Source organism: Psychroflexus aurantiacus, from assembly GCF_010820555.1.
Lineage (GTDB): Bacteria > Bacteroidota > Bacteroidia > Flavobacteriales > Flavobacteriaceae > Psychroflexus > Psychroflexus aurantiacus.
Genome location: NZ_JAAIKD010000003.1, coordinates 341998 through 363692, shown reverse-complemented (window position 1 = coordinate 363692; position 21695 = coordinate 341998). Strand labels below are relative to the sequence as shown.

General features: G+C 40.6%; 19 protein-coding genes and 5 tRNA genes. 21 read left to right on the top strand and 3 right to left on the bottom strand.

What is annotated here, in order from left to right:
- Positions 1 to 61: 61 nt before the first annotated feature.
- The 15 genes from G3567_RS07105 (at position 62) to G3567_RS07035 (ending at position 13623) form a co-directional block, all read left to right on the top strand.
- Positions 62 to 135, top strand: a tRNA-Thr gene (locus tag G3567_RS07105).
- A gap of 94 nt (positions 136 to 229) precedes the next feature.
- Positions 230 to 311, top strand: a tRNA-Tyr gene (locus G3567_RS07100).
- Between the two features lie 51 nt (positions 312 to 362).
- A tRNA-Gly gene (locus G3567_RS07095) sits at positions 363 to 435 on the top strand.
- 25 nt (positions 436 to 460) lie between these two features.
- A tRNA-Thr gene (locus G3567_RS07090) sits at positions 461 to 532 on the top strand.
- A 93-nt stretch (positions 533 to 625) separates the two neighbouring features.
- A complete protein-coding gene (gene tuf, locus G3567_RS07085) occupies positions 626 to 1810 on the top strand; it encodes an elongation factor Tu (RefSeq protein ID WP_164004627.1) in 1185 nt (394 codons plus the stop codon).
- 127 nt (positions 1811 to 1937) lie between these two features.
- Positions 1938 to 2010, top strand: a tRNA-Trp gene (locus G3567_RS07080).
- A 14-nt stretch (positions 2011 to 2024) separates the two neighbouring features.
- Positions 2025 to 2222 (top strand): preprotein translocase subunit SecE, encoded by a 198-nt coding sequence (secE, locus tag G3567_RS07075; protein WP_093367584.1) that lies wholly within the window; start codon positions 2025 to 2027, stop codon positions 2220 to 2222.
- Between the two features lie 3 nt (positions 2223 to 2225).
- Positions 2226 to 2777, top strand: a complete 552-nt coding sequence (gene nusG, locus G3567_RS07070) for a transcription termination/antitermination protein NusG (protein ID WP_164004626.1) — start codon at positions 2226 to 2228, stop codon at positions 2775 to 2777.
- A gap of 74 nt (positions 2778 to 2851) precedes the next feature.
- The gene (gene rplK, locus G3567_RS07065) at positions 2852 to 3289 is read left to right on the top strand and encodes a 50S ribosomal protein L11 (protein WP_093367578.1); all 438 of its coding nucleotides are present in this window, start codon (positions 2852 to 2854) and stop codon (positions 3287 to 3289) included.
- 15 nt (positions 3290 to 3304) lie between these two features.
- Positions 3305 to 4003: a 50S ribosomal protein L1 gene (gene rplA / locus G3567_RS07060; RefSeq protein ID WP_164004625.1), complete on the top strand. Its 699-nt coding sequence runs from the start codon at positions 3305 to 3307 to the stop codon at positions 4001 to 4003.
- Between the two features lie 9 nt (positions 4004 to 4012).
- On the top strand, positions 4013 to 4534 hold the full coding sequence (rplJ, locus tag G3567_RS07055; protein ID WP_164004624.1) for a 50S ribosomal protein L10: 522 nt from the start codon (positions 4013 to 4015) through the stop codon (positions 4532 to 4534).
- 46 nt (positions 4535 to 4580) lie between these two features.
- Positions 4581 to 4955, top strand: a complete 375-nt coding sequence (rplL, locus tag G3567_RS07050) for a 50S ribosomal protein L7/L12 (RefSeq protein ID WP_164004623.1) — start codon at positions 4581 to 4583, stop codon at positions 4953 to 4955.
- 159 nt (positions 4956 to 5114) lie between these two features.
- On the top strand, positions 5115 to 8927 hold the full coding sequence (gene rpoB / locus G3567_RS07045; protein WP_164004622.1) for a DNA-directed RNA polymerase subunit beta: 3813 nt from the start codon (positions 5115 to 5117) through the stop codon (positions 8925 to 8927).
- Positions 8928 to 8994: 67 nt separating this feature from the next.
- On the top strand, positions 8995 to 13302 hold the full coding sequence (rpoC, locus tag G3567_RS07040; protein WP_164004621.1) for a DNA-directed RNA polymerase subunit beta': 4308 nt from the start codon (positions 8995 to 8997) through the stop codon (positions 13300 to 13302).
- Between the two features lie 3 nt (positions 13303 to 13305).
- Positions 13306 to 13623, top strand: a complete 318-nt coding sequence (locus G3567_RS07035) for a DUF3467 domain-containing protein (protein WP_164004620.1) — start codon at positions 13306 to 13308, stop codon at positions 13621 to 13623.
- Between the two features lie 78 nt (positions 13624 to 13701).
- Here G3567_RS07035 and G3567_RS07030 read toward each other — a convergent pair whose 3' ends face one another.
- Positions 13702 to 14376: a YceI family protein gene (locus G3567_RS07030; protein ID WP_164004619.1), complete on the bottom strand. Its 675-nt coding sequence runs from the start codon at positions 14374 to 14376 to the stop codon at positions 13702 to 13704.
- A gap of 121 nt (positions 14377 to 14497) precedes the next feature.
- On the opposite strand from G3567_RS07030, the gene G3567_RS07025 reads away from it, so the two are divergent.
- The 3 genes from G3567_RS07025 (at position 14498) to G3567_RS07015 (ending at position 17615) form a co-directional block, all read left to right on the top strand.
- Positions 14498 to 15100 (top strand): nucleotide exchange factor GrpE, encoded by a 603-nt coding sequence (locus G3567_RS07025; RefSeq protein ID WP_164004618.1) that lies wholly within the window; start codon positions 14498 to 14500, stop codon positions 15098 to 15100.
- A gap of 6 nt (positions 15101 to 15106) precedes the next feature.
- Positions 15107 to 16234, top strand: a complete 1128-nt coding sequence (dnaJ, locus tag G3567_RS07020) for a molecular chaperone DnaJ (RefSeq protein WP_164004617.1) — start codon at positions 15107 to 15109, stop codon at positions 16232 to 16234.
- A 208-nt stretch (positions 16235 to 16442) separates the two neighbouring features.
- Positions 16443 to 17615, top strand: a complete 1173-nt coding sequence (locus tag G3567_RS07015) for a sigma-54-dependent transcriptional regulator (protein ID WP_164004616.1) — start codon at positions 16443 to 16445, stop codon at positions 17613 to 17615.
- Here G3567_RS07015 and G3567_RS07010 read toward each other — a convergent pair.
- Positions 17602 to 18213, bottom strand: coding sequence for a hypothetical protein (locus tag G3567_RS07010; protein WP_164004615.1), 612 nt, complete (start codon positions 18211 to 18213; stop codon positions 17602 to 17604). The two genes, G3567_RS07015 and G3567_RS07010, sit on opposite strands and share 14 nt — an antisense overlap.
- A 181-nt stretch (positions 18214 to 18394) precedes the next feature.
- Between G3567_RS07010 and G3567_RS07005 the strand changes: the two genes are divergently transcribed.
- The 3 genes from G3567_RS07005 to G3567_RS06995 are packed head-to-tail and all read left to right on the top strand — an operon-like array spanning position 18395 to position 20571.
- Complete coding sequence (locus G3567_RS07005; RefSeq protein ID WP_164004614.1) at positions 18395 to 19762, top strand: MATE family efflux transporter; 1368 nt, start codon at positions 18395 to 18397, stop codon at positions 19760 to 19762.
- On the top strand, positions 19759 to 19986 hold the full coding sequence (locus G3567_RS07000) for a hypothetical protein (RefSeq protein ID WP_164004613.1): 228 nt from the start codon (positions 19759 to 19761) through the stop codon (positions 19984 to 19986). The genes G3567_RS07005 and G3567_RS07000 overlap by 4 nt, the downstream gene beginning before the upstream one ends.
- Positions 19987 to 19989: 3 nt before the next feature.
- Positions 19990 to 20571: a phosphatase PAP2 family protein gene (locus G3567_RS06995; RefSeq protein WP_164004612.1), complete on the top strand. Its 582-nt coding sequence runs from the start codon at positions 19990 to 19992 to the stop codon at positions 20569 to 20571.
- Here the strand turns inward: G3567_RS06995 and meaB are convergent.
- Positions 20568 to 21650 (bottom strand): methylmalonyl Co-A mutase-associated GTPase MeaB, encoded by a 1083-nt coding sequence (gene meaB / locus G3567_RS06990; protein WP_164004611.1) that lies wholly within the window; start codon positions 21648 to 21650, stop codon positions 20568 to 20570. The genes G3567_RS06995 and meaB overlap by 4 nt on opposite strands.
- Positions 21651 to 21695 lie beyond the last annotated feature (45 nt).

The following is a 21695-nucleotide window of genomic DNA, read 5'->3' as shown; positions in this document are numbered from 1 at the left end:
TATCAATAATCGTTTTATATTTGCAACCCGTTACGAAAAGTAGCGTTTGACATACTGATAAGCCGATGTAGCTCAGCTGGCTAGAGCAGCTGATTTGTAATCAGCAGGTCGTGGGTTCGAGTCCCTCTATCGGCTCAAGAATGTAGAGAAGTTCATTATATTCTTTAGTAATAGTAAGAGTTGAAAAGTTTGGGAAATTCCCTTTATCGGCTCTAGTATCAGATTGTTTGGGGAGATACTCAAGCGGCCAACGAGGACAGACTGTAAATCTGTTGGTTTTACCTTCGCAGGTTCGAATCCTGCTCTCCCCACAACCAAGTCGGATAACATCAGGCTTTGCATTGACATATTGGATTAAATAAGCGGAAGTAGCTCAGTTGGTAGAGCGTCAGCCTTCCAAGCTGAATGTCGCCGGTTCGAACCCGGTCTTCCGCTCTATTTTTCAAATGCAAAACCCAATGCCGACGTAGCTCAGGGGTAGAGCGTTTCCTTGGTAAGGAAAAGGTCACGAGTTCAATTCTCGTCGTTGGCTCAATTTTAAGTCTCAAAACCTGGTTTTGTTGACTTTTTATGTTGTTATAAACATTAACACTAATATATAACTAAGATTAAATAATTTACTACTATGGCAAAGGAAAATTTTGATCGTTCCAAACCACACCTAAACATAGGTACTATTGGACACGTCGATCACGGAAAAACTACACTTACAGCTGCTATTACTAAGGTGATGGCTGATGCTGGATATTCTGAAGCTAGTGCTTTTGATCAAATTGATAATGCACCTGAGGAAAAAGAGCGTGGTATTACTATTAACTCTTCTCACGTTGAATATCAAACTGCAAATCGTCACTACGCGCACGTTGACTGTCCAGGTCACGCCGATTATGTGAAAAACATGGTTACTGGTGCTGCTCAGATGGACGGTGCTATTCTTGTTGTTGCTGCTACTGATGGGCCTATGCCACAAACACGTGAGCATATCCTTTTAGGACGTCAGGTTGGTATTCCAAGAATCGTTACTTTCTTGAACAAGGTTGACCTTGTTGATGATGAAGAACTTCTTGAATTAGTTGAAATGGAGGTAAGAGATTTGCTTTCTTTCTACGAGTACGATGGTGACAATGCTCCTGTAATTTCAGGTTCTGCACTTGGTGCTTTGGAAGGTGATGAGAAATGGTCTAAAACTGTTCTTGATTTGATGGAAGCAGTTGATGATTATATCGAACTTCCTGAGAGAGATGTTGAGAAAGATTTCTTAATGCCGATTGAAGATGTATTTTCTATTACAGGTCGTGGTACAGTTGCAACTGGACGTATCGAAACAGGTGTTGCTAACACAGGAGACCCGGTAGAGATCAACGGTATGGGCGCTGAAAACCTAAAATCAACGATTACTGGAGTTGAAATGTTCCGTAAAATTCTTGATAGAGGAGAAGCTGGTGATAACGTAGGTATCTTGTTAAGAGGTATTGAGAAAAGCCAGATCTCTAGAGGTATGGTAATCGCCAAGCCGGGATCTATTAAGCCACACGGAAAATTCAAAGCTGAGGTGTATATCCTTAAAAAAGAAGAAGGTGGACGTCATACTCCATTCCACAATAACTACAGACCACAGTTCTACGTTAGAACTACGGATGTTACCGGTACTATCAACCTTCCTGAAGGTGTAGAAATGGTAATGCCAGGTGATAACTTAACCATCACGGTTGATTTGATTCAGCCAATTGCGCTTAACGTAGGTTTAAGATTCGCGATTCGTGAAGGTGGACGTACAGTTGGTGCTGGTCAGGTTACTGAAATAATTTAATTTTTACGAATTAGGTTTTAAAAACAGTTAAGGTGTTCGCTTTTTGCGGATACCTTAACTTTTTAAATTTCCTTTTTTATCTCAAAGAAATTTTGTTTCTTTGCACGCTCTAAAAAACGAAATATTTACGGGTTTAGCTCAGTTGGTAGAGCACTGGTCTCCAAAACCAGGTGTCGGGAGTTCGAGCCTCTCAACCCGTGCAAATCTTAAAGAGATGTCGAATATTATAAATTATGTAAGCGAGTCTTACAATGAGTTGAAAAATCATGTGACCTGGCCTACATGGGCTGAGGGACAGAAACTCATGGTGATTGTAGCTGTTTTTTCAATTCTTTTTTCGCTGGCCATTTGGGGAGTGGATGAAGTTTTTAGTTCAGCTGTAAAGCAATATTTTAATTGGGTTAAATCATAATACATGTCTGAGACAGGTTTAAAAAAATGGTATGTGGTCCGGGCCATCAGTGGTTCTGAAAACAAAGTCAAAGACTATATAGAGAAAGAGATTTCTCATCAGGGTCTCTCTGACTATGTTGACGATATACTAGTTCCTACAGAGAATGTAGTGCAAATCCGTAACGGAAAGAAAATCAACAAAGAAAAGGTTTATTTTCCTGGTTACATCATGGTAAACGCTAACCTCGAAGGTGAAGTTGGTCATGTTATTAAAGGCGTAAACGGCGTTATAGGGTTTCTTGGTGAAACCAAACGCGGAGAACCTGTACCGATGCGTGAGTCGGAGGTGAACAGAATGCTGGGTAAAGTAGATCAGCTTTCCGTTCAAAAGGAAAATGTTGCAATCCCTTTCAGTATTGGAGAATCCGTAAAAGTTGTAGACGGACCGTTCAACAGTTTTACAGGAACGATTGAAAAGATTAATGAAGATAAGCGTAAGCTGCAGGTGATGGTTAAGATTTTTGGTCGTAAAACACCGGTTGAACTTAGCTACATGCAAGTAGAGAAAATTTAAATGTTACATATAATATAGAGTTGTTTTTAAACATAATGCTTCCCACTGAAAACAATTCAACTAAATTTTGAAAAATGGCAAAAGAAGTAAGTAAAGTAGTAAAACTCCAAGTACGTGGTGGTGCGGCAAACCCATCTCCGCCAGTTGGACCTGCTTTGGGTGCTGCTGGTGTGAATATCATGGAATTCTGTAAGCAATTCAATGGTAGAACACAAGATAAGAGTGGAAAAATCCTACCTGTAGAAATTACAGTATACAAGGATAAGTCTTTTGATTTTATCATCAAGACACCACCTGCAGCAGTACAATTGATGGAAGCATCAAAACTAAAGAAAGGATCCGGAGAACCTAACACTAAAAAGATAGGCTCTGTAACTTGGGACCAGGTGAAGGCGATAGCTGAAGATAAAATGCAGGATTTGAATGCATTTACAACAGAATCTGCAATGAAAATGGTTGCTGGTACAGCAAGATCTATGGGTATAACTGTAAAAGGTAATGCACCATTTTAACAAAACGAAATTAACATGGCAAAAATAACTAAGAAGCAAAAAGAAGCATTAAGTAAAGTGGATGGGTCTAAAACCTATTCCGTAGCTGATGCCTCTGCTTTATTGAAAGATGTAGCTTACGCTAATTTCGACGAATCTGTTGATCTAGCCGTAAGACTGAATGTTGATCCAAGAAAAGCTAACCAGATGGTTCGTGGTGTGGTAACTCTGCCTCACGGAACAGGTAAAGATGTAAAAGTCTTGGCTCTTGTGACTCCCGACAAAGCAAAAGAAGCTGAAGAAGCTGGTGCAGACTTCGTTGGTCTAGACGAATACCTTGAGAAAATCAAAGGAGGCTGGACAGACGTTGATGTCATTGTGACTATGCCAAGTGTGATGGGTAAATTAGGTCCGTTAGGACGGGTATTAGGTCCAAGAGGGCTTATGCCTAACCCCAAAACCGGTACAGTAACTATGGATATCGCTAAAGCAGTGTCTGACGTGAAAGCTGGTAAAATCGACTTTAAAGTTGATAAAACTGGTATCGTTCATGCCGCTGTTGGTAAAGTATCCTTCGACGCAGAAAAAATTGCTGGAAATGCAAGAGAATTACTAACGACGCTCGTCAAGCTTAAGCCTCAAGTAGTGAAAGGTACTTACATAAAAAGTATTCATATCGCTTCTACCATGAGTCCAAGTATTGAAATCGATACTAAACGATTTACCGAGCAATAATTTTAAGTTATGACAAGAGAAGAGAAATCTATAGTAATAAAAGATTTAACTACTAAGTTAGCAGATTCATCGAATGTATATTTAGCAGATATTTCAGGATTGAATGCATCCTTAACTTCAGACTTAAGACGTGCCTGTTTTAAAGCAGACGTCAAGTTGATGGTAGTTAAAAATACGCTCCTGGCCAAGGCTATGGAGAGTACAGATAAAGAATTCGGAGAGTTGACGAGTATCCTGAAAGGGAGTACCTCTATCATGCTTTCTGAAACTGGAAACGCTCCAGCTAAAGTGATTAAAAGCTTTAGAAAGAAAAATGAAAAGCCTATCTTGAAAGGGGCTTACGTTGAAGAATCAATTTATGTTGGTGATGAAAACCTGGATGCTTTAGTAGACATCAAGTCTAAAGAAGAAGTTATAGGCGATATCATTGGATTGTTACAATCCCCAGCTAAAAACGTTATATCAGCACTTAAATCTGGTGGTGGTAAACTTTCTGGAATCCTTACAACACTTTCAAAAAGAGAAGAATAAACACGCACTAATTACTAAATATTAAATTACACTAAAACGATAGAAAATGGCAGAATTAAAAGATTTCGCAGAACAATTAGTTAACCTTACTGTAAAAGAGGTAAATGAGTTAGCTGATATTTTAAAAGAAGAATACGGTATAGAGCCTGCTGCTGCTGCAGTAGCTGTAGCTGGTGGTGGCGGTGCTGCTGCTGAAGAAGCCGAAGAGCAATCAGAATTCGACGTAATTTTGAAAGCTGCAGGTGGTTCTAAACTAGCAGTTGTTAAACTTGTAAAAGAATTGACAGGCTTAGGTCTTAAAGATGCAAAAGCATTAGTTGACGGTGCACCAGCTCCAGTTAAGGAAGGTGTTGCTAAAGATGAAGCAGAAGCACTTAAAGCACAATTAGAAGAGGCAGGTGCTGAGGTTGAGCTTAAGTAAGCTCACTCACACTTATAATACCAGGTTTAGACCACAAGATTTAGTCTTGTAGGTCTAAACCATTTTGCGTATCTATACGCGACGTGTTTATTTTACTTTTTATAAGTTAATATTGCTGATGAATTTTCATTGAATTCAAAGCATTAAAATCTTTCTTAGATGTTAGCAATGCATAATGAACGAATTAGTTTTTCTTCCGTTAAAAACAAGCCAGATTATCCGGATTTCCTGGATATCCAAGTAAAATCTTTTCAAGATTTTTTTCAGCTTGAAACCAAACCAGAAGAAAGATCCAACGAAGGATTATATAATACCTTCCAAGAGAATTTCCCAATTACAGATACGAGAAATCAGTTTGTACTTGAATTTTTAGATTATTTTGTAGATCCTCCCCGATACTCTATACAAGAGTGTATCGAAAGAGGTCTTACTTACAGTGTGCCTCTTAAGGCAAGATTAAAACTTTACTGTACCGATCCAGAACATGAAGATTTTGAGACGATCGTGCAGGATGTCTATTTAGGAACTATTCCTTACATGACCCCAAGTGGTACTTTTGTAATCAACGGCGCAGAACGTGTTGTAGTTTCTCAGTTACACAGATCCCCGGGTGTTTTCTTTGGCCAGTCTTTTCATGCCAATGGAACCAAACTATACTCGGCCAGAGTGATTCCTTTTAAAGGATCCTGGATTGAATTTGCTACAGATATCAATTCTGTAATGTACGCTTATATAGACCGTAAGAAAAAATTACCTGTCACTACTCTGTTCAGAGCCATCGGTTTTGAAAGAGATAAAGATATTTTAGAGATTTTTGACCTTGCTGAAGAGGTGAAAGTATCTAAAACCGGTTTGAAAAAATACCTGGGCAGAAAATTAGCTGCCAGAGTATTGAATACCTGGTATGAAGATTTCGTAGATGAAGATACCGGAGAAGTTGTATCGATTGAGCGAAATGAAATCGTCTTGGATCGGGATACCATCCTCGAAAAAGACCATATAGAAGAGATTCTAGAAACAGGATCAAAAACCATCTTACTTCACAAGGAAGATAATTTGACCGGTGACTACGCGATCATCTACAATACCTTACAAAAAGATCCTACTAACTCTGAAAAAGAAGCAGTAGAGCATATTTACAGACAATTACGTAATGCCGAGCCGCCTGATGAAGAGACCGCGCGTGGTATTATCGATAAATTATTCTTCTCCGATCAGCGTTACAACTTAGGTGAAGTTGGTCGTTACAGAATGAATAAAAAATTAGGACTTGATATCAGCATGGACAGCAAAGTACTTACCAAGCTGGACATCATTACGATCATCAAGTACCTTATAGAACTGGTTAACTCCAAAGCTGAAGTAGATGATATCGATCACCTGTCTAACCGTCGTGTTAGAACCGTGGGCGAGCAGTTATCTCAGCAATTTGGTGTGGGTCTGGCAAGAATGGCCAGAACCATTAGAGAACGAATGAACGTTAGAGATAACGAGGTGTTTACCCCTATAGATTTGATTAACGCGAAGACCTTGTCTTCTGTGATTAATTCTTTCTTCGGAACCAACCAGTTGTCTCAGTTTATGGATCAGACCAACCCCTTGGCGGAGTTGACAAACAAAAGACGACTTTCAGCCTTAGGACCAGGTGGTTTATCAAGAGAACGAGCAGGATTTGAGGTGCGTGATGTTCACTATACACACTACGGAAGACTTTGTCCTATTGAAACTCCTGAAGGACCAAACATTGGTTTGATTTCTTCGATGTCTGTTTACGGAAAAGTAAACAGCATGGGATTCATCGAAACCCCATACCGTAAGGTTGAAAATGGTAAAATTGATTTTAAATCAGAACCTTTATACCTTTCTGCTGAAGAAGAAGAAAACAAATTGATTGCACAGGCCAACATTCCTATTTCTGAAGATGGAACGATGACTTCAGAGCGTGTTATTGCTCGAATGGAAGGTGACTTCCCGGTTGTGGATCCTAAAGATGTCGATTATATCGATGTGGCTCCAAACCAGATTTCTTCGATTTCCGCTTCTTTGATTCCCTTCTTGGAACATGATGATGCCAACCGTGCACTGATGGGATCTAACATGATGCGTCAGGCACTTCCTTTATTGAGAGTGGATGCACCTATCGTTGGAACTGGACTGGAAAGACGTGTTGCTCAGGATTCAAGAGTCTTGATCAATGCTGAAGGTGAGGGCACTGTGGATTATGTAGATGCCAGAAAGATTGTGATCTCCTACGACAGAACAGAAGATGAACAACTCGTCAGTTTTGATGATGATGACAAGACTTATGACCTGATCAAGTTCAGAAAAACCAATCAGGGTTCTACGATCAACCTCAAACCTATCGTACGTGTTGGTGACCGAGTCACTAAAGGACAGGTGCTTTGTGAAGGCTATGCAACCGATAACGGTGAGCTGGCTTTAGGTAGAAACATGAAAGTGGCATTTATGCCATGGAAAGGTTACAACTTTGAGGATGCCATCGTGATTTCTGAGCGTGTGGTTAAGGATGATATTCTAACCTCTGTTCACATTGACGAATACTCTTTGGAAGTTAGAGATACCAAACTTGGTAATGAAGAACTGACCAGCGATATTCCAAACGTTTCTGAAGAAGCGACAAAAGATTTGGATGAGCATGGTATGATCAGAATTGGTGCTGAAATTAAGCCGGGAGATATCCTTATCGGTAAAATTACACCGAAAGGCGAAAGTGACCCTACACCGGAAGAGAAATTACTGAGAGCCATCTTTGGTGACAAAGCCGGTGATGTAAAAGATGCTTCTTTAAAAGCTTCTCCATCGCTTAACGGGGTTGTGATAGATAAGAAATTGTTTACCAGAGCTGTAAAAGATAAGCGTAAGAGAGCTCAGGACAAGCAGGAGATAGATGCCCTTGAAGCGAAGTACCAGGTGAAGTTTGAAGAACTAAGAAACCGTTTAATTGAAAAATTATTCAGTATCGTAGGCGGAAAAACAGCACAGGGCGTTCAAAATGATCTTGGAGAAGACACGCTGCCAAAAGGTAAGAAGTACACTCTGAAAATGTTGAACTCTGTAGAGGACTTCAGTCACTTAACCAAAGGCACCTGGACGACAGACAAAGCGACCAATGCTTTAGTAGCTGATCTTTTACACAATTATAAAATCAAGCAAAACGATCTTCAGGGTAACCTCAGAAGAGAGAAATTTACGATTACGGTTGGAGATGAACTTCCATCTGGAATTTTAAAACTCGCTAAGATTTACGTCGCTAAGAAACGTAAATTGAAAGTAGGGGATAAGATGGCAGGTCGTCACGGTAACAAAGGTATTGTGGCCAAAATCGTAAGAGAAGAAGATATGCCATTCTTGGAAGATGGAACGCCGGTTGATATCGTATTGAATCCACTGGGTGTACCATCGCGTATGAACATCGGACAGATTTACGAAACTGTTCTTGGATGGGCAGGACAAAAATTAGGCAGAAAGTTTGCGACACCAATTTTTGATGGAGCGACTTTGGACCAGATTAACGAACTGACCGACGAAGCAGGTATTCCAAGATTTGGACACACCTATCTCTATGATGGTGGTACCGGTGAGCGTTTTGACCAGCGTGCAACTGTAGGGGTTATCTACATGTTGAAACTGGGACATATGATTGAAGATAAAATGCACGCGAGATCTATCGGACCTTACTCGCTTATTACGCAGCAGCCTCTTGGTGGTAAAGCCCAATTTGGAGGACAGCGTTTTGGTGAGATGGAAGTCTGGGCACTCGAGGCTTATGGAGCTTCAGCTACATTGAGAGAGATCTTAACTGTAAAATCTGATGATGTGATTGGTAGAGCCAAAACTTACGAAGCTATCGTAAAAGGTGAACCGATGCCAGAACCAGGATTACCGGAATCTTTCAACGTATTGATGCATGAATTGAAAGGTCTAGGATTAGATATCAGATTAGAAGAGTAATAACAATCCTGCCTTCGGGCAGGAGATGTTATCACATTTATTACAATAATTCTTTAGCACTTGTATTATGACAAGAAATAATGATAAGAATACACAAAAGAGATTTAATAAAATCTCTATAGGTTTATCTTCTCCGGAAAGTATTCTAGCCGAATCCAGAGGTGAAGTTTTAAAACCTGAAACTATTAATTACAGAACACACAAGCCGGAAAGAGATGGACTGTTTTGTGAACGAATTTTTGGCCCGGTCAAAGATTATGAATGTGCTTGTGGAAAATACAAAAGAATACGTTACAAAGGAATCGTTTGTGACCGTTGTGGTGTTGAAGTTACCGAGAAAAAGGTAAGAAGAGACCGCGTTGGACACATCAACCTGGTTGTTCCTGTAGCTCATATCTGGTATTTCAGATCTTTACCAAATAAAATTGGATACCTTCTTGGAATTCCTTCCAAGAAACTCGACATGATCATTTATTATGAAAGATATGTCGTTATTCAGCCTGGTAATGCGAAGAACGAAGAAGGAGAGCCGCTGAAAAAGATGGATTTCCTAACCGAAGAAGAGTATCTGAATATTTTAGATGGACTTCCTCAGGAAAACCAGTACCTGGACGATGACGATCCAAACAAGTTCCTTGCTAAAATGGGAGCTGAATGTCTGTTGGAAATACTTAAGCGTCTGGATTTGGATGAGCTTTCTTATGACCTGAGACACAAAGCAAACAACGAAACCTCAAAGCAAAGAAAAACAGAAGCCTTAAAGCGTCTTCAGGTAGTTGAAGCCCTTAGAGATTCTAAACAAAACAGAGAAAACAATCCGGAGTGGATGATTATGAAAGTGATCCCTGTAACTCCACCGGAATTAAGACCTCTTGTGCCTCTTGATGGCGGACGTTTCGCCACTTCAGATTTGAATGACCTTTACCGACGAGTCATTATCAGAAACAATCGTTTGAAACGATTGATGGAAATAAAAGCTCCGGAAGTTATTCTTAGAAATGAGAAGCGAATGCTTCAGGAATCTGTAGATTCCTTATTTGACAACACCAGAAAATCTTCTGCTGTTAAAACGGATTCTAACCGACCACTGAAATCGCTTTCGGATTCCTTAAAAGGAAAACAAGGACGTTTCAGACAAAACCTTCTGGGTAAGCGAGTGGATTATTCTGCGCGTTCCGTGATCGTCGTTGGACCTGAAATGAAAATGTTCGAATGTGGATTGCCAAAAGATATGGCCGCAGAACTTTACAAGCCTTTTGTCATCCGGAAACTGATTGAAAGAGGAATTGTAAAAACTGTAAAATCCGCCAAGAAAATAATAGACAAAAAAGAGCCTGTCGTTTGGGATATCCTGGAAAACGTGTTAAAAGGACACCCTGTGTTGCTTAACCGTGCTCCAACCCTTCACAGACTGGGTATACAGGCCTTTCAGCCAAAATTGATTGAAGGTAAAGCTATACAGCTGCACCCTTTGGTTTGTACGGCCTTTAATGCCGATTTTGACGGTGACCAGATGGCGGTTCACTTACCATTAGGACCGGAAGCTATACTGGAAGCTCAGCTATTGATGCTGGCCTCCCATAGTATTCTGAATCCTGCTAACGGTTCTCCGATTACTGTACCTTCTCAGGATATGGTTCTTGGATTATACTATATGACCAAACCAAGATCATCGACTCCGGAGGAGAAAGTGAAAGGGGAAGGTCTTAAGTTTTATTCTGAAGAGGAAGTCAATATCGCTTACAACGAGAAGCAGGTTGACCTGAATGCTCTGATTACGATTAGAACAAATGATATTGATGAGAATGGAAACATCGTCAAGAAAAATATAGAAACCACAGTTGGACGTGTCCTGTTTAACCAGTCTATCCCGGATAGTGTTGGATTCATAAACGACGTGATGACCAAAAAAGCGCTTCGTGATGTTATTGCACGCGTGCTTAAGAAAACATCAGTTCCTGAAACTGCTGAGTTCCTTGATGAAATCAAGAGTCTTGGATACAACTTTGCCTTTAGAGGTGGATTGTCTTTCTCCTTAGGTGATATTATTATCCCTGAAGAAAAACAGACGATGATTGATGATGCCAATGAGCAGGTTGAAAGTGTCATAGGAAACTATAACATGGGACTTATCACCAACAACGAGCGTTACAATCAGGTTATTGATATCTGGACAGCGACCAATGCTAACTTAACAGAACTCGCTATGAAGCGTATTCGTGAAGATAAGCAAGGGTTCAATTCGGTATACATGATGCTTGATTCTGGTGCAAGGGGTTCTAAGGAACAAATTCGCCAGCTAACCGGTATGCGTGGATTGATGGCTAAGCCTAAGAAATCGACATCTGCAGGTGGTGAAATTATTGAAAACCCAATTCTTTCCAACTTTAAAGAAGGTCTTTCTATTTTAGAATACTTTATCTCTACGCACGGTGCTCGTAAAGGTCTTGCCGATACAGCATTGAAAACAGCCGATGCAGGTTACTTAACTCGTAGATTGGTAGATGTTTCTCAGGATGTTATCGTTAGAGAAGAAGATTGTGGAACCTTGAGAGGTATTGAGGTTTCTGCATTGAAGAAAAACGATGAAGTTGTGGAAAGTCTGTCAGAACGTATCGTAGGCAGAACGGCATTGAACGATGTTATCGATCCAATTTCTCAGGAACTTCTTGTGAATGCAGGTGAAGAGATTCATGAAGATGCTGCAGACAAAGTTGAAGCTTCAGCTTTGAATTCTGTTGAAGTGCGTTCCCCGTTAACCTGTGAGGCTAAACAAGGGATTTGTGTGAAATGTTACGGTAGAAATTTATCTACCAACAAAACGGTACAGCGAGGTGAAGCTGTTGGTGTAGTTGCTGCTCAGTCTATTGGTGAGCCAGGTACACAGTTAACCTTGAGAACCTTCCACGTAGGTGGTATTGCAGGTAACATTTCAGAAGAAAATAAACTTGAAGCTAAATTTGACGGTGTAGCAGAAATAGAAGATTTAAAAACTGTTGAAAGTAAGAATAGCGAAGGAAAGAAAATAGATATCGTTATTTCAAGAACTTCAGAAGTCAAAATCATTGATAAAAAATCTGGAATCGCTTTAAGTACTAACGTTATTCCTTATGGTTCCGAACTGATGATTAGCCCAGGCGATAAAGTCAAGAAAGGTGATGTCATTTGCAAATGGGATCCTTATAACGGTGTGATTATTTCAGAATTCTCCGGTAAAATAGAGTTTGAAAACATCACGCAAGGTCAGACCTTCGAGGTTGAAAGTGATGAGCAGACTGGATTCCAGGAAAAAGTAATCATTGAGTCCAAGAACAAGCGTAAAATCCCAACACTTCACATCAAAAACAACGATGATGAAATCATGAGATCCTACAACCTGCCTGTTGGTGCTCACTTGATGGTAGACGATAACGAAGAAATTAAAATCGGAAAGATTTTAGTGAAAATTCCTAGAAAATCATCTAAAGCCGGTGATATTACAGGAGGTCTTCCACGTCTTACAGAATTGTTTGAAGCGAGAAATCCTTCCAACCCTGCTGTAGTCAGTGAGATTGACGGTGTGGTTTCTTTTGGTAAAATCAAAAGAGGTAATCGTGAGATCATAATAGAATCTAAACTTGGTGAAATCAAAAAATACCTGGTCAAACTTTCTAACCAGATTCTGGTACAGGAAAATGACTACGTGAAAGCGGGTATGCCATTGTCAGACGGTTCTGTAACACCTGAAGATATCTTGAACATCAAGGGCCCAAGTGCAGTTCAGCAATACTTAGTGAACGAAGTTCAGGAAGTATATAGACTGCAAGGGGTACAGATCAATGATAAACACTTTGAGGTTGTCGTAAGACAGATGATGAGAAAAGTAAGAATTCAGGATTCAGGAGATACGATCTTCTTAGAAAACCAATTGGTTCACAAGGAAGATTTCATTGAAGAGAACGATAATATTTTCGGCAAGAAAATCGTTGAAGATGCAGGAGACAGTACCGTGCTTAAACCTGGTCAGGTTGTCACTTTACGTGAATTGAGAGATGAGAATTCCATCCTCAAACGCGAAGACAAGCAACTGGTTACCGCACGTGATGCTGAATCTGCAACTGCAGCGCCAATATTGCAAGGTATTACAAGAGCTTCTCTGCAAACCAAGTCCTTTATATCGGCTGCTTCCTTCCAAGAAACAACCAAAGTATTAAACGAAGCTGCTGTAAGCGGTAAAGTGGATTACTTAGAAGGCCTGAAAGAAAATGTAATCGTTGGACATAGAATTCCAGCGGGTACAGGATTGAGAGAATTCGACGATATCATTGTAGGTTCTAAAGAAGAACTGGCTTCCATGATGGAGAAGAAGCAGGAAGTGAATGTAAACTTTAATTAGACCATGAGCGAGCAGGACGATAAAAAGCAGCAAAAGCTCAATATCCAGATCGATGATGATGTGGCACAGGGGATTTACAGTAACCTGGCCATCATCAATCATTCACAAACGGAGTTTGTTTTGGATTTTGTGAATATTATGCCTGGATCTCCTAAGAACAAGGTGAGATCCAGAATCATCCTTACGCCACAACACGCCAAGCGCCTGTTGAGAGCTTTGAATGACAACATCAATCGTTTTGAGAAAAGCCAGGGGTCGATTAAAGAACAGGAAAAAACCAATATTCCAATGAATTTTGGCGGACCTACGGGAGAAGCTTAACCTTCTGCCTTCAGTCAGGATATAAAAAAATCCCTCAAATTAAGTTTTGAGGGATTTTCTTATTTAAAGCAACTTCGTTTATTCTGCTTTATAGCCTTTCAAATCGAATGCGATTTTAATGTCGTCGTTTATAAAATTATCCCCAAGATTTTCTACAAAAGACTTGGACATAAATTCGATACCCCATTCTGTTCTGTCCAGCACGATTTCATCAGAAGTCAATACCAGCGAATCATCCCCGGCATTCCTGGAAACCATAACCGGGAAACTGATGTTTTTGGTGGTGTCCTTCAGCGTAAGATTTCCTGATAACAGTGTCTGATCTTCCAGGACTTCAACACCGGTAATCTCGAATCTAGCTTCAGGATATTTAGTGGCGTTGAAGAAGTGATCTTCTTTTCCATTGGAATACCCCATCAGGTGGTTTTCCAAATCCTTTTTGTCCTGACCTTCGAGGTCCTGGACTTCAATGCTTGTCATGTCAATGGTGACTGCTCCACCGCTGAGCTGATCACCGGTCATTAATAATTCGCCTCCAGATAAGGAAACTATTCCATTGTGTTGCCCTGTTGGCTTTGACCCTACCCAGTTGATCTTAGACTGCTCAACATTGAGATTGTAGGCTGTCGCCAGTTCTGAGGTTTCCGCCTTTTCCACGGCTTCAGAAGTTTCGGTTTTTTTATCGCTTTTACAGCTAAAGGCTGTAGCTATAAGGGATAAAACTAACACGGAATTCATAAATCTTCTTTTCATTTTAGGTGTATTTATATTTATAAATTACCTATCTAAAAACATTCCACACTTGTAATATGTCAATATGGCATTAAAGGACAAATGGCAACACATTTGCCAATTGTAATAAAAATATTAAGACATGAGTCAGGACAATAAAAAACCAAAAGATAAAGAACAAGTTGAAACCAATGCTAACGAAGAGCATACTGAAAATACACACTCTCAGAACGAAGAATCTGCTGCAACCGACAGCAGTGAAGGAGAAGCTTCTGAGACTGCAGATGATAGTCTATCCCGCGAAGAGCAGCTTCAGCAGGAACTCGATGCCAAGGATGATAAATATTTGAGACTCTTTGCTGAATTCGAAAATTACAAGCGCAGAACTTCCAAGGAACGTATAGAGTTATTTAAAACCGCAAGTCAGGATGTTATGCAGTCCATGCTCCCTGTGCTTGATGATTTTGACAGAGCTATGCTTGAAGTTGAAAAATCATCAGATGAGTCGCTTGCAGAAGGGGTTACCTTGATAAGCAACAAGCTCAGAGAAACGCTTAAGGGTAAAGGTCTTGAGCCTATGCCCGTAAAAGCAGGAGATGTGTTCGATTCTGAACTTCATGAGGCCATCACTCAAATTCAGGCCCCTAGTGAAGATATGAAAGGAAAGATTATAGATGTTTTAGAAAAGGGGTACACCTTAGGGGATAAAATTATACGTTATCCAAAAGTAGTTACTGGAAAATAAGAAATTATGAAAGAAGATTATTACGACATATTAGGAGTATCGAAAGGCGCTTCACAGGCTGAAATCAAAAAAGCCTACCGGAAGATGGCTATCAAATACCATCCTGATAAAAACCCGGATGATACCGAAGCTGAGAATAAATTTAAGAAATCGGCTGAAGCTTACGAAGTTTTAGGTAACGAAGAGAAAAGACAAAAATACGACCAGTTTGGTCATGGTGCTTTTGATGGTTCTCAGGGCTTCGGTGGCGGAGGTATGAATATGGACGATATCTTTAGTCAGTTTGGCGATATTTTTGGTGGCGGCTTTGGCGGCGGAAGAAGTCAGGGATTCTCTGGTTTTGGAGGCGGCTTTGGCGGACGTCAGAGAGCAAAAGGCGGTAACTTAAGGATACGTGTCAGTTTAACCCTAGAAGAAGTGTCTAAAGGCGTTGAGAAAAAAGTAAAAGTTTCTCGTAAGAAAAAGCCTTCCGATACCACCTTTAAAACCTGCCCAACCTGTAAGGGTTCCGGTCAGGTGACACGCGTAACCAATACGATCCTAGGGAGAATGCAAACGGCTTCTCCCTGTACAGCTTGTGGAGGCAGTGGTCAGATCATCGATAAAAAAGGTGAGGGAACAGACGCTCACGGCTTGAAAATGACAGAAGAAACGGTTTCTATCAAGATTCCGGCTGGAGTTGAAGATGGCATGCAGCTTAAGGTTTCCAACAAAGGGAATGAGCCCGTAGGTGATGGGGTTCCCGGAGATTTGATAGTGCTTATTGAAGTTAAGGAACATGAAAGCTTGCAGCGTGACGGTGAAAATCTTCACTACGACCTTTACATCAGTTATCCGGAAGCTGCTCTTGGAGCCAGCAAAGAAATCCAGACTGTTGGCGGAAAAGTAAGGATCAAAGTCGAGCCAGGTGTGCAGGGCGGAAAAATCTTAAGACTTAGAAATAAAGGTCTGCCAAACTTGAATGGTTATGGTATTGGCGATCTACTTGTACACATCAATGTATGGACTCCACAGACGTTATCTAAGGAACAGAAAGAATTTTTTGAGCAAAATTTAAACGATCCCAATTTTGAACCTAATCCCAACAGGTCGGATAAATCTTTCTTCGAAAAGGTAAAAGACATGTTTTCCTAAGGGAGTTAACAAAATATTATATATATTTGAACACCGCTTGTTTAGCGGTGTTTTTTCTTTTTCATAGCAATTTTTTTTCCCACCCTGCTCTAAGTAGGGTGGGTTTTGTATTTAAAACGGACCGAGTCTTTAAATTATTCTAAAAACTGTTGCCTAGACCCCGTTTAACTTTTGATATGACTTATCTTTAAGTTTAAAATAAACACCTATGCCAAGACTGCTCATAATTGAAGATGAAGATGCGATAAGACGAGTCCTTAAAAAAATACTGCTGGATGAAGAACATAACTATGATATCGATGAGGCGGAAGACGGGTTGAAAGGAGTGGACCTGATTAAAAAAAACAATTATGACTTGGTGCTTTGTGATATCAAAATGCCAAAAATGGACGGCTTGGAGGTGCTTTCTGTCTGTCAAAAGCTGAATCCCGAGCTTCCTGTCATTATGATTTCAGGTCACGGGGATCTTGAAACTGCCGTGGAGACTATGCGCATGGGAGCCTTCGATTATATTTCAAAACCACCCGACCTCAACCGTTTATTGAATACGGTTAGGATTGCGCTGGACCACACTCAGCTGGCCCTGGAAAACAAGCAACTCAAAAAGAAGGTTTCCAGGCAGTTTGAAATGGTGGGCAAGTCTGAGGAACTCGGTCGGATCAAATCCATGATCGACAAGGTTGCCCCCACAGAGGCCAGGGTTTTAATTACCGGTCAAAATGGAACCGGAAAAGAACTGGTGGCCCACTGGCTTCATGAAAAAAGCGAGAGAAACAAAGGTCCTTTTATTGAAGTGAATTGTGCTGCGATTCCTTCAGAATTGATAGAAAGCGAATTGTTTGGTCACGTTAAAGGCGCCTTCACTTCTGCCAATAAAGACCGGGCCGGAAAATTTGAAGCGGCCAACGGGGGAACTATTTTTCTTGATGAAATCGGGGATATGAGTCTTTCAGCCCAGGCAAAAGTTTTACGGGCCTTACAGGAAAACAGGGTGCAGCGTGTGGGAAGCGATAAGGATATAAAAGTCGATGTGAGAGTTATTGCAGCGACCAACAAAGACCTGAAGGAAGAAATAAGCGAGAAACGCTTCCGGGAGGATTTATACCACAGACTGGCGGTCATCATTATTCATGTTCCATCCCTTAAAGACAGACGTGCGGATATTCCTGAACTGATTCAGCATTTTACAGAAAAAATCGCCAAGGAACAGGGAACCAAACCCAAAGTATTTGATCCTGAAGCTATTTCCCTTATGGAAAAACACAACTGGACCGGAAATATAAGAGAACTAAGAAACGTTGTAGAACGGCTAATCATCTTAGGGGACCATAAAATCACCAAAGAAGATGTGAAAACCTTTGTACAGATTAAGAGGACATAGACTCAGGCTTTGGGGGGGTGTATTTCAAAAAATACATGGTATCCCCACTGGGGTGTTTCCATTCCTTAAGCACTTCAAATCCGTATCTTCTGTAGGCTATGCTTACTTTTCTGATGCGTGTTTCTGCATAAATAGGCAATTGCATGGCTTTGGCAATGCGAAACATCTCATCCTTCATTTTGTAAGGCGTCTTGTCGCTGGTATTACCCCTGGCATCCGGCAAAATTCCCCAAAACCAGCAGTATAAAAATTCACCTTCATTAGGGCGTTGTTTCTTGACAAAGCGCTGGGCTTTCAAAGCCTTCAGGCCTTTTTTAATACCCGTCACATGTAAGGCGAGTTTAAGATCCTGAACCAGTTCCGACCAAAAGCCATCACTTTTGCCGTCCATTTTAAAGAAAATAGCAATACCTCTTCCATCATCTGAAACCAAAAGCGCATCTTTTTTGATCGCTTTTTCTACCATGTGCCTGGCTAAATACAGAAACCTTTGCTGTTTTTTAGCATCCTCTTTTACGATTTCCATCGATGTGGGTATCTCTTGCAACAGTGTGGATACATGTTCAATGATCTCCTCCTTGTCAAAATCTTTTTTCAAGTGTCTTTGTTTTCAGAATTAAGTTTCAAATATAAAGGAATTTCAACTTCCTGTGCATTAAATCTCAGTTCATACCTAAACTTGGAGCAAATGAAATCGGTATTTAGTTTGATTAAATTTAACTGTCGATTCTGTATTCTCTTCTCAAAGTGTACTTTTGCATTCAGAAAAAAATAAGCTTTTGACTCTATCGACATATACCAGGGAGTTTTCCAAAAACTTCAGTCTTGCTTTACCAATCATGCTGGGTCAGCTTGGCCATGTACTTGTCGGTTTTGTGGATAATTTAATGATTGGTAAACTTGGAGCAGCGCCCTTGGCAGCCGTCTCTCTCGGAAACACACTTATCTTTTTCGCCCTTTTTTTAGGCATCGGATTTAGCTTTGCGATCACACCTCTTATCGCGGAAGCCGATGGGGAAGGAGATGCAACAAAGGGACGCTGGTATTTTCAGCATGGCTTAGTCATGTGTACGGTCAGTGGTGTCGTTTTATTTCTTTTACTTTTCCTGATCAAGCCTATTCTATACCATCTTGACCAGCCGGCCGATGTGGTCGATTTGGCTTTGCCCTATCTCGATATCGTTGCTTTTTCCCTGATTCCGCTTATGATTTTTCAGGGATTCAAGCAGTTTGCTGATGGATTGTCGCTGACCAAATACGCGATGTACGCCACACTTCTGGCCAATATTGTCAATGTTATTTTCAATTATTTTTTGATCTATGGCGTATGGTTTTTTCCTCGGCTCGAATTGGAAGGTGCTGCCATTGGTACTCTGATTTCCAGAGTTTTTATGCTGGTCATGCTGTATTTGATCCTGAGCAAACGGCCGAAATTAAAGACTTATTTTGTATTGATGAAAAAGTCTCTGGATAAAGCTATTTTCAGAAGGCTCCTGAACCTGGGTTTTCCAACCGCTTTACAGATGCTCTTTGAAGGAGGTATTTTTACAGCGACGGTCCTGCTGGCAGGAACGCTGGGGACCAAAGCTCAGGCTGCCAATCAAATCGCACTCAATCTTGCGTCTATGACCTTTATGATAGCCGTTGGACTTGGGGTAACTGCCACGATACGGGTGTCCAATCAAAAAGGTAAACGCCAGTTCAGAACCTTAAGAGATGTTGCCTTTTCCATTTTTCTGCAGGTGTTCCTGATTGAAGGTATTTTTGCGCTTGGTTTTATTCTTCTGAAAGGATTTTTACCCACCTTATATATAGATGATGGAGAAGTGATTATGCTGGCTTCGCAGTTGTTGGTTATAGCTGCTCTTTTTCAACTGAGCGATGGCCTTCAGGTTGCTATTCTTGGCGCTTTGCGAGGGCTGCAGGATGTAAAGGTTCCAACGGTCATATGTTTTATTGCTTACTGGCTTATCGGTTTCCCGGTCTCTTATTTTACCGGACAAGCCGATGTGCTCGGTAGTGCAGGTATATGGTTAGGACTGCTGTCCGGGCTTACAGCCTCAGCCATTATGTTGTATATCAGATTTAATATGCTCTCCAAAAAACAAATCCTTACTTTTGGAGAAACAAAATTAACACCATCATGAAATTACCGAGATTTATATTGGGGGACAACACAGACTATCCCGAATCCATATTCATAATCCATACTGAATTCCCGAGATTTATCATCGATTTGAAAACCGATGACATCGAGTGGTTTGAGGATTTTGATGTTGAAAATGAAGAAGAAATGATTGAAGAAACCAATAATTTGATCAAAGAAGCTTCAGAATTTTACGATAGAGAAGTCGATCGTTACCAAAAATAACCTATGCTAGAACAACTTCAGAAGTTAGATCGAGAATTATTCCTTTTCCTCAATAATCTTGGAGTTAAAGAATGGGACTGGTTTTGGGTGTTTATAACCGAAAAAGAAGTTTCAATTCCTCTGTATATTGTCTTACTGTTTTTAATCTACAAGAAGATCAAGCTGCGAGGCTTGCTTATTACGGTGGCAGTGGTGGCGCTTATGATTACGTTTACAGATCAGCTGGCCAATTTGTTTAAAGATACCTTCCAAAGGTTAAGGCCCTGCAACGAAGCCTTTATAGACTATGGAAGATTCCTGGCCAAACGCTGTGGCAAGTATGGCTATTTTTCTGGGCATGCCATAAGTTCTTTTGCTGTAGCTACCTTTATCTCTCATATTCTTAAGCCCTATTATAAACATGTATTTTACTGGATGTTTTCCTGGGCCATTCTTATCACGTACAGCCGAATTTACATCGGGGTGCATTATCCCGGAGATATCATTACAGGTGCTGTTTTTGGTATCGTGACCGGATTTTTATTCTATAAGCTACACAACTATTTAACTGTAAAATTCAATAATGAGTTTAAGGTTAACGCTTAAGATTTAGCTTTATCCAGTAAGTATTCAGCGGCTTCAAAGGGACTCATCTCCTGGTTGTGTATTTTTTCCAGAATTTTAGGAAATTCAGTTTTGATGTTTTCATTTTGATAAAAGTCCTTTTTCAAAGAATCTTCAATGCTTTGCGTGAGCCAAAATTTATTTTGGCCTGCTCTTTTTTCTTCAAAAAACCCGTTGGTTTTTGCCGTGGTGAAATAGTCGGAAAGCATATTCCAGATGTTTTCGATGCCTTCGTTATTCAAGGCACTGGCCAGTTTGACTTTAGGTGTCCAGCCATTGGATTTGGAGGGATACATATGTAAGGCCCGGTTGAATTCAACCTTTGCTTTTTTAGCGGCTTTTATGTTATCTCCATCTGCTTTATTGATTACAATGGCATCAGCCATTTCAATAATGCCTCGTTTGATGCCCTGTAATTCATCTCCGGCACCGGCCAGTTTCAATAGTAAAAAGAAATCTGTCATGCTGTGTACGGCGGTTTCACTTTGACCAACCCCTACCGTTTCTATTAAAAGTATATCAAATCCGGCGGCTTCACAGAGCAAAATGCTTTCCCGTGTCTTTCTGGCCACTCCGCCCAGAGATTCCCCCGATGCGGTTGGTCTAATGTAAGCCATGGGGTGCTGAACTAGTTTTTCCATACGGGTTTTATCCCCCAGAATACTTCCCCTAGTCACCGAGCTGGAGGGGTCTACTGCCAGTACAGCTACTTTATGACCTTTGCTAACCAGCAGCAATCCCAGCTGCTCAATAAAGGTGCTTTTGCCCACACCGGGAACACCCGTGATTCCAACTCTGAGTGATTTGTTGGAGTAGGGCAGGCAGGTGGAAATTATAGTCTTAATGTCTTCCGCATGTCGCTTGCTCTGACTTTCTATCAATGTGATTGCCTGGCTTAAGTCGGTTTTATTGCCACTCAGGATGCCCTGAATGAGTTTTTGAATGTCCTTGGATTTCCGTCTCAAGGCTTTTATTTTTTCAGCGGAAGACTGACTCAAATTCAAACCCGGATCACTCTTGGTTTCCTGAAGGGCAGATTTCTTGTTTTTGGACGAAGGCATACATTTACATTTAGTACAAATTTATGAATTCATTCTTTTACAGCG

Coding starts and splice junctions, on each gene's coding strand:
- tuf (WP_164004627.1), top strand. CDS start 626: ATGGCAAAGGAAAATTTTGATCGTTCCAAACCACACCTAAACATAGGT.
- secE (WP_093367584.1), top strand. CDS start 2,025: ATGTCGAATATTATAAATTATGTAAGCGAGTCTTACAATGAGTTGAAA.
- nusG (WP_164004626.1), top strand. CDS start 2,226: ATGTCTGAGACAGGTTTAAAAAAATGGTATGTGGTCCGGGCCATCAGT.
- rplK (WP_093367578.1), top strand. CDS start 2,852: ATGGCAAAAGAAGTAAGTAAAGTAGTAAAACTCCAAGTACGTGGTGGT.
- rplA (WP_164004625.1), top strand. CDS start 3,305: ATGGCAAAAATAACTAAGAAGCAAAAAGAAGCATTAAGTAAAGTGGAT.
- rplJ (WP_164004624.1), top strand. CDS start 4,013: ATGACAAGAGAAGAGAAATCTATAGTAATAAAAGATTTAACTACTAAG.
- rplL (WP_164004623.1), top strand. CDS start 4,581: ATGGCAGAATTAAAAGATTTCGCAGAACAATTAGTTAACCTTACTGTA.
- rpoB (WP_164004622.1), top strand. CDS start 5,115: ATGTTAGCAATGCATAATGAACGAATTAGTTTTTCTTCCGTTAAAAAC.
- rpoC (WP_164004621.1), top strand. CDS start 8,995: ATGACAAGAAATAATGATAAGAATACACAAAAGAGATTTAATAAAATC.
- G3567_RS07035 (WP_164004620.1), top strand. CDS start 13,306: ATGAGCGAGCAGGACGATAAAAAGCAGCAAAAGCTCAATATCCAGATC.
- G3567_RS07030 (WP_164004619.1), bottom strand. CDS start 14,376: ATGAAAAGAAGATTTATGAATTCCGTGTTAGTTTTATCCCTTATAGCT.
- G3567_RS07025 (WP_164004618.1), top strand. CDS start 14,498: ATGAGTCAGGACAATAAAAAACCAAAAGATAAAGAACAAGTTGAAACC.
- dnaJ (WP_164004617.1), top strand. CDS start 15,107: ATGAAAGAAGATTATTACGACATATTAGGAGTATCGAAAGGCGCTTCA.
- G3567_RS07015 (WP_164004616.1), top strand. CDS start 16,443: ATGCCAAGACTGCTCATAATTGAAGATGAAGATGCGATAAGACGAGTC.
- G3567_RS07000 (WP_164004613.1), top strand. CDS start 19,759: ATGAAATTACCGAGATTTATATTGGGGGACAACACAGACTATCCCGAA.
- G3567_RS06995 (WP_164004612.1), top strand. CDS start 19,990: ATGCTAGAACAACTTCAGAAGTTAGATCGAGAATTATTCCTTTTCCTC.
- meaB (WP_164004611.1), bottom strand. CDS start 21,650: ATGCCTTCGTCCAAAAACAAGAAATCTGCCCTTCAGGAAACCAAGAGT.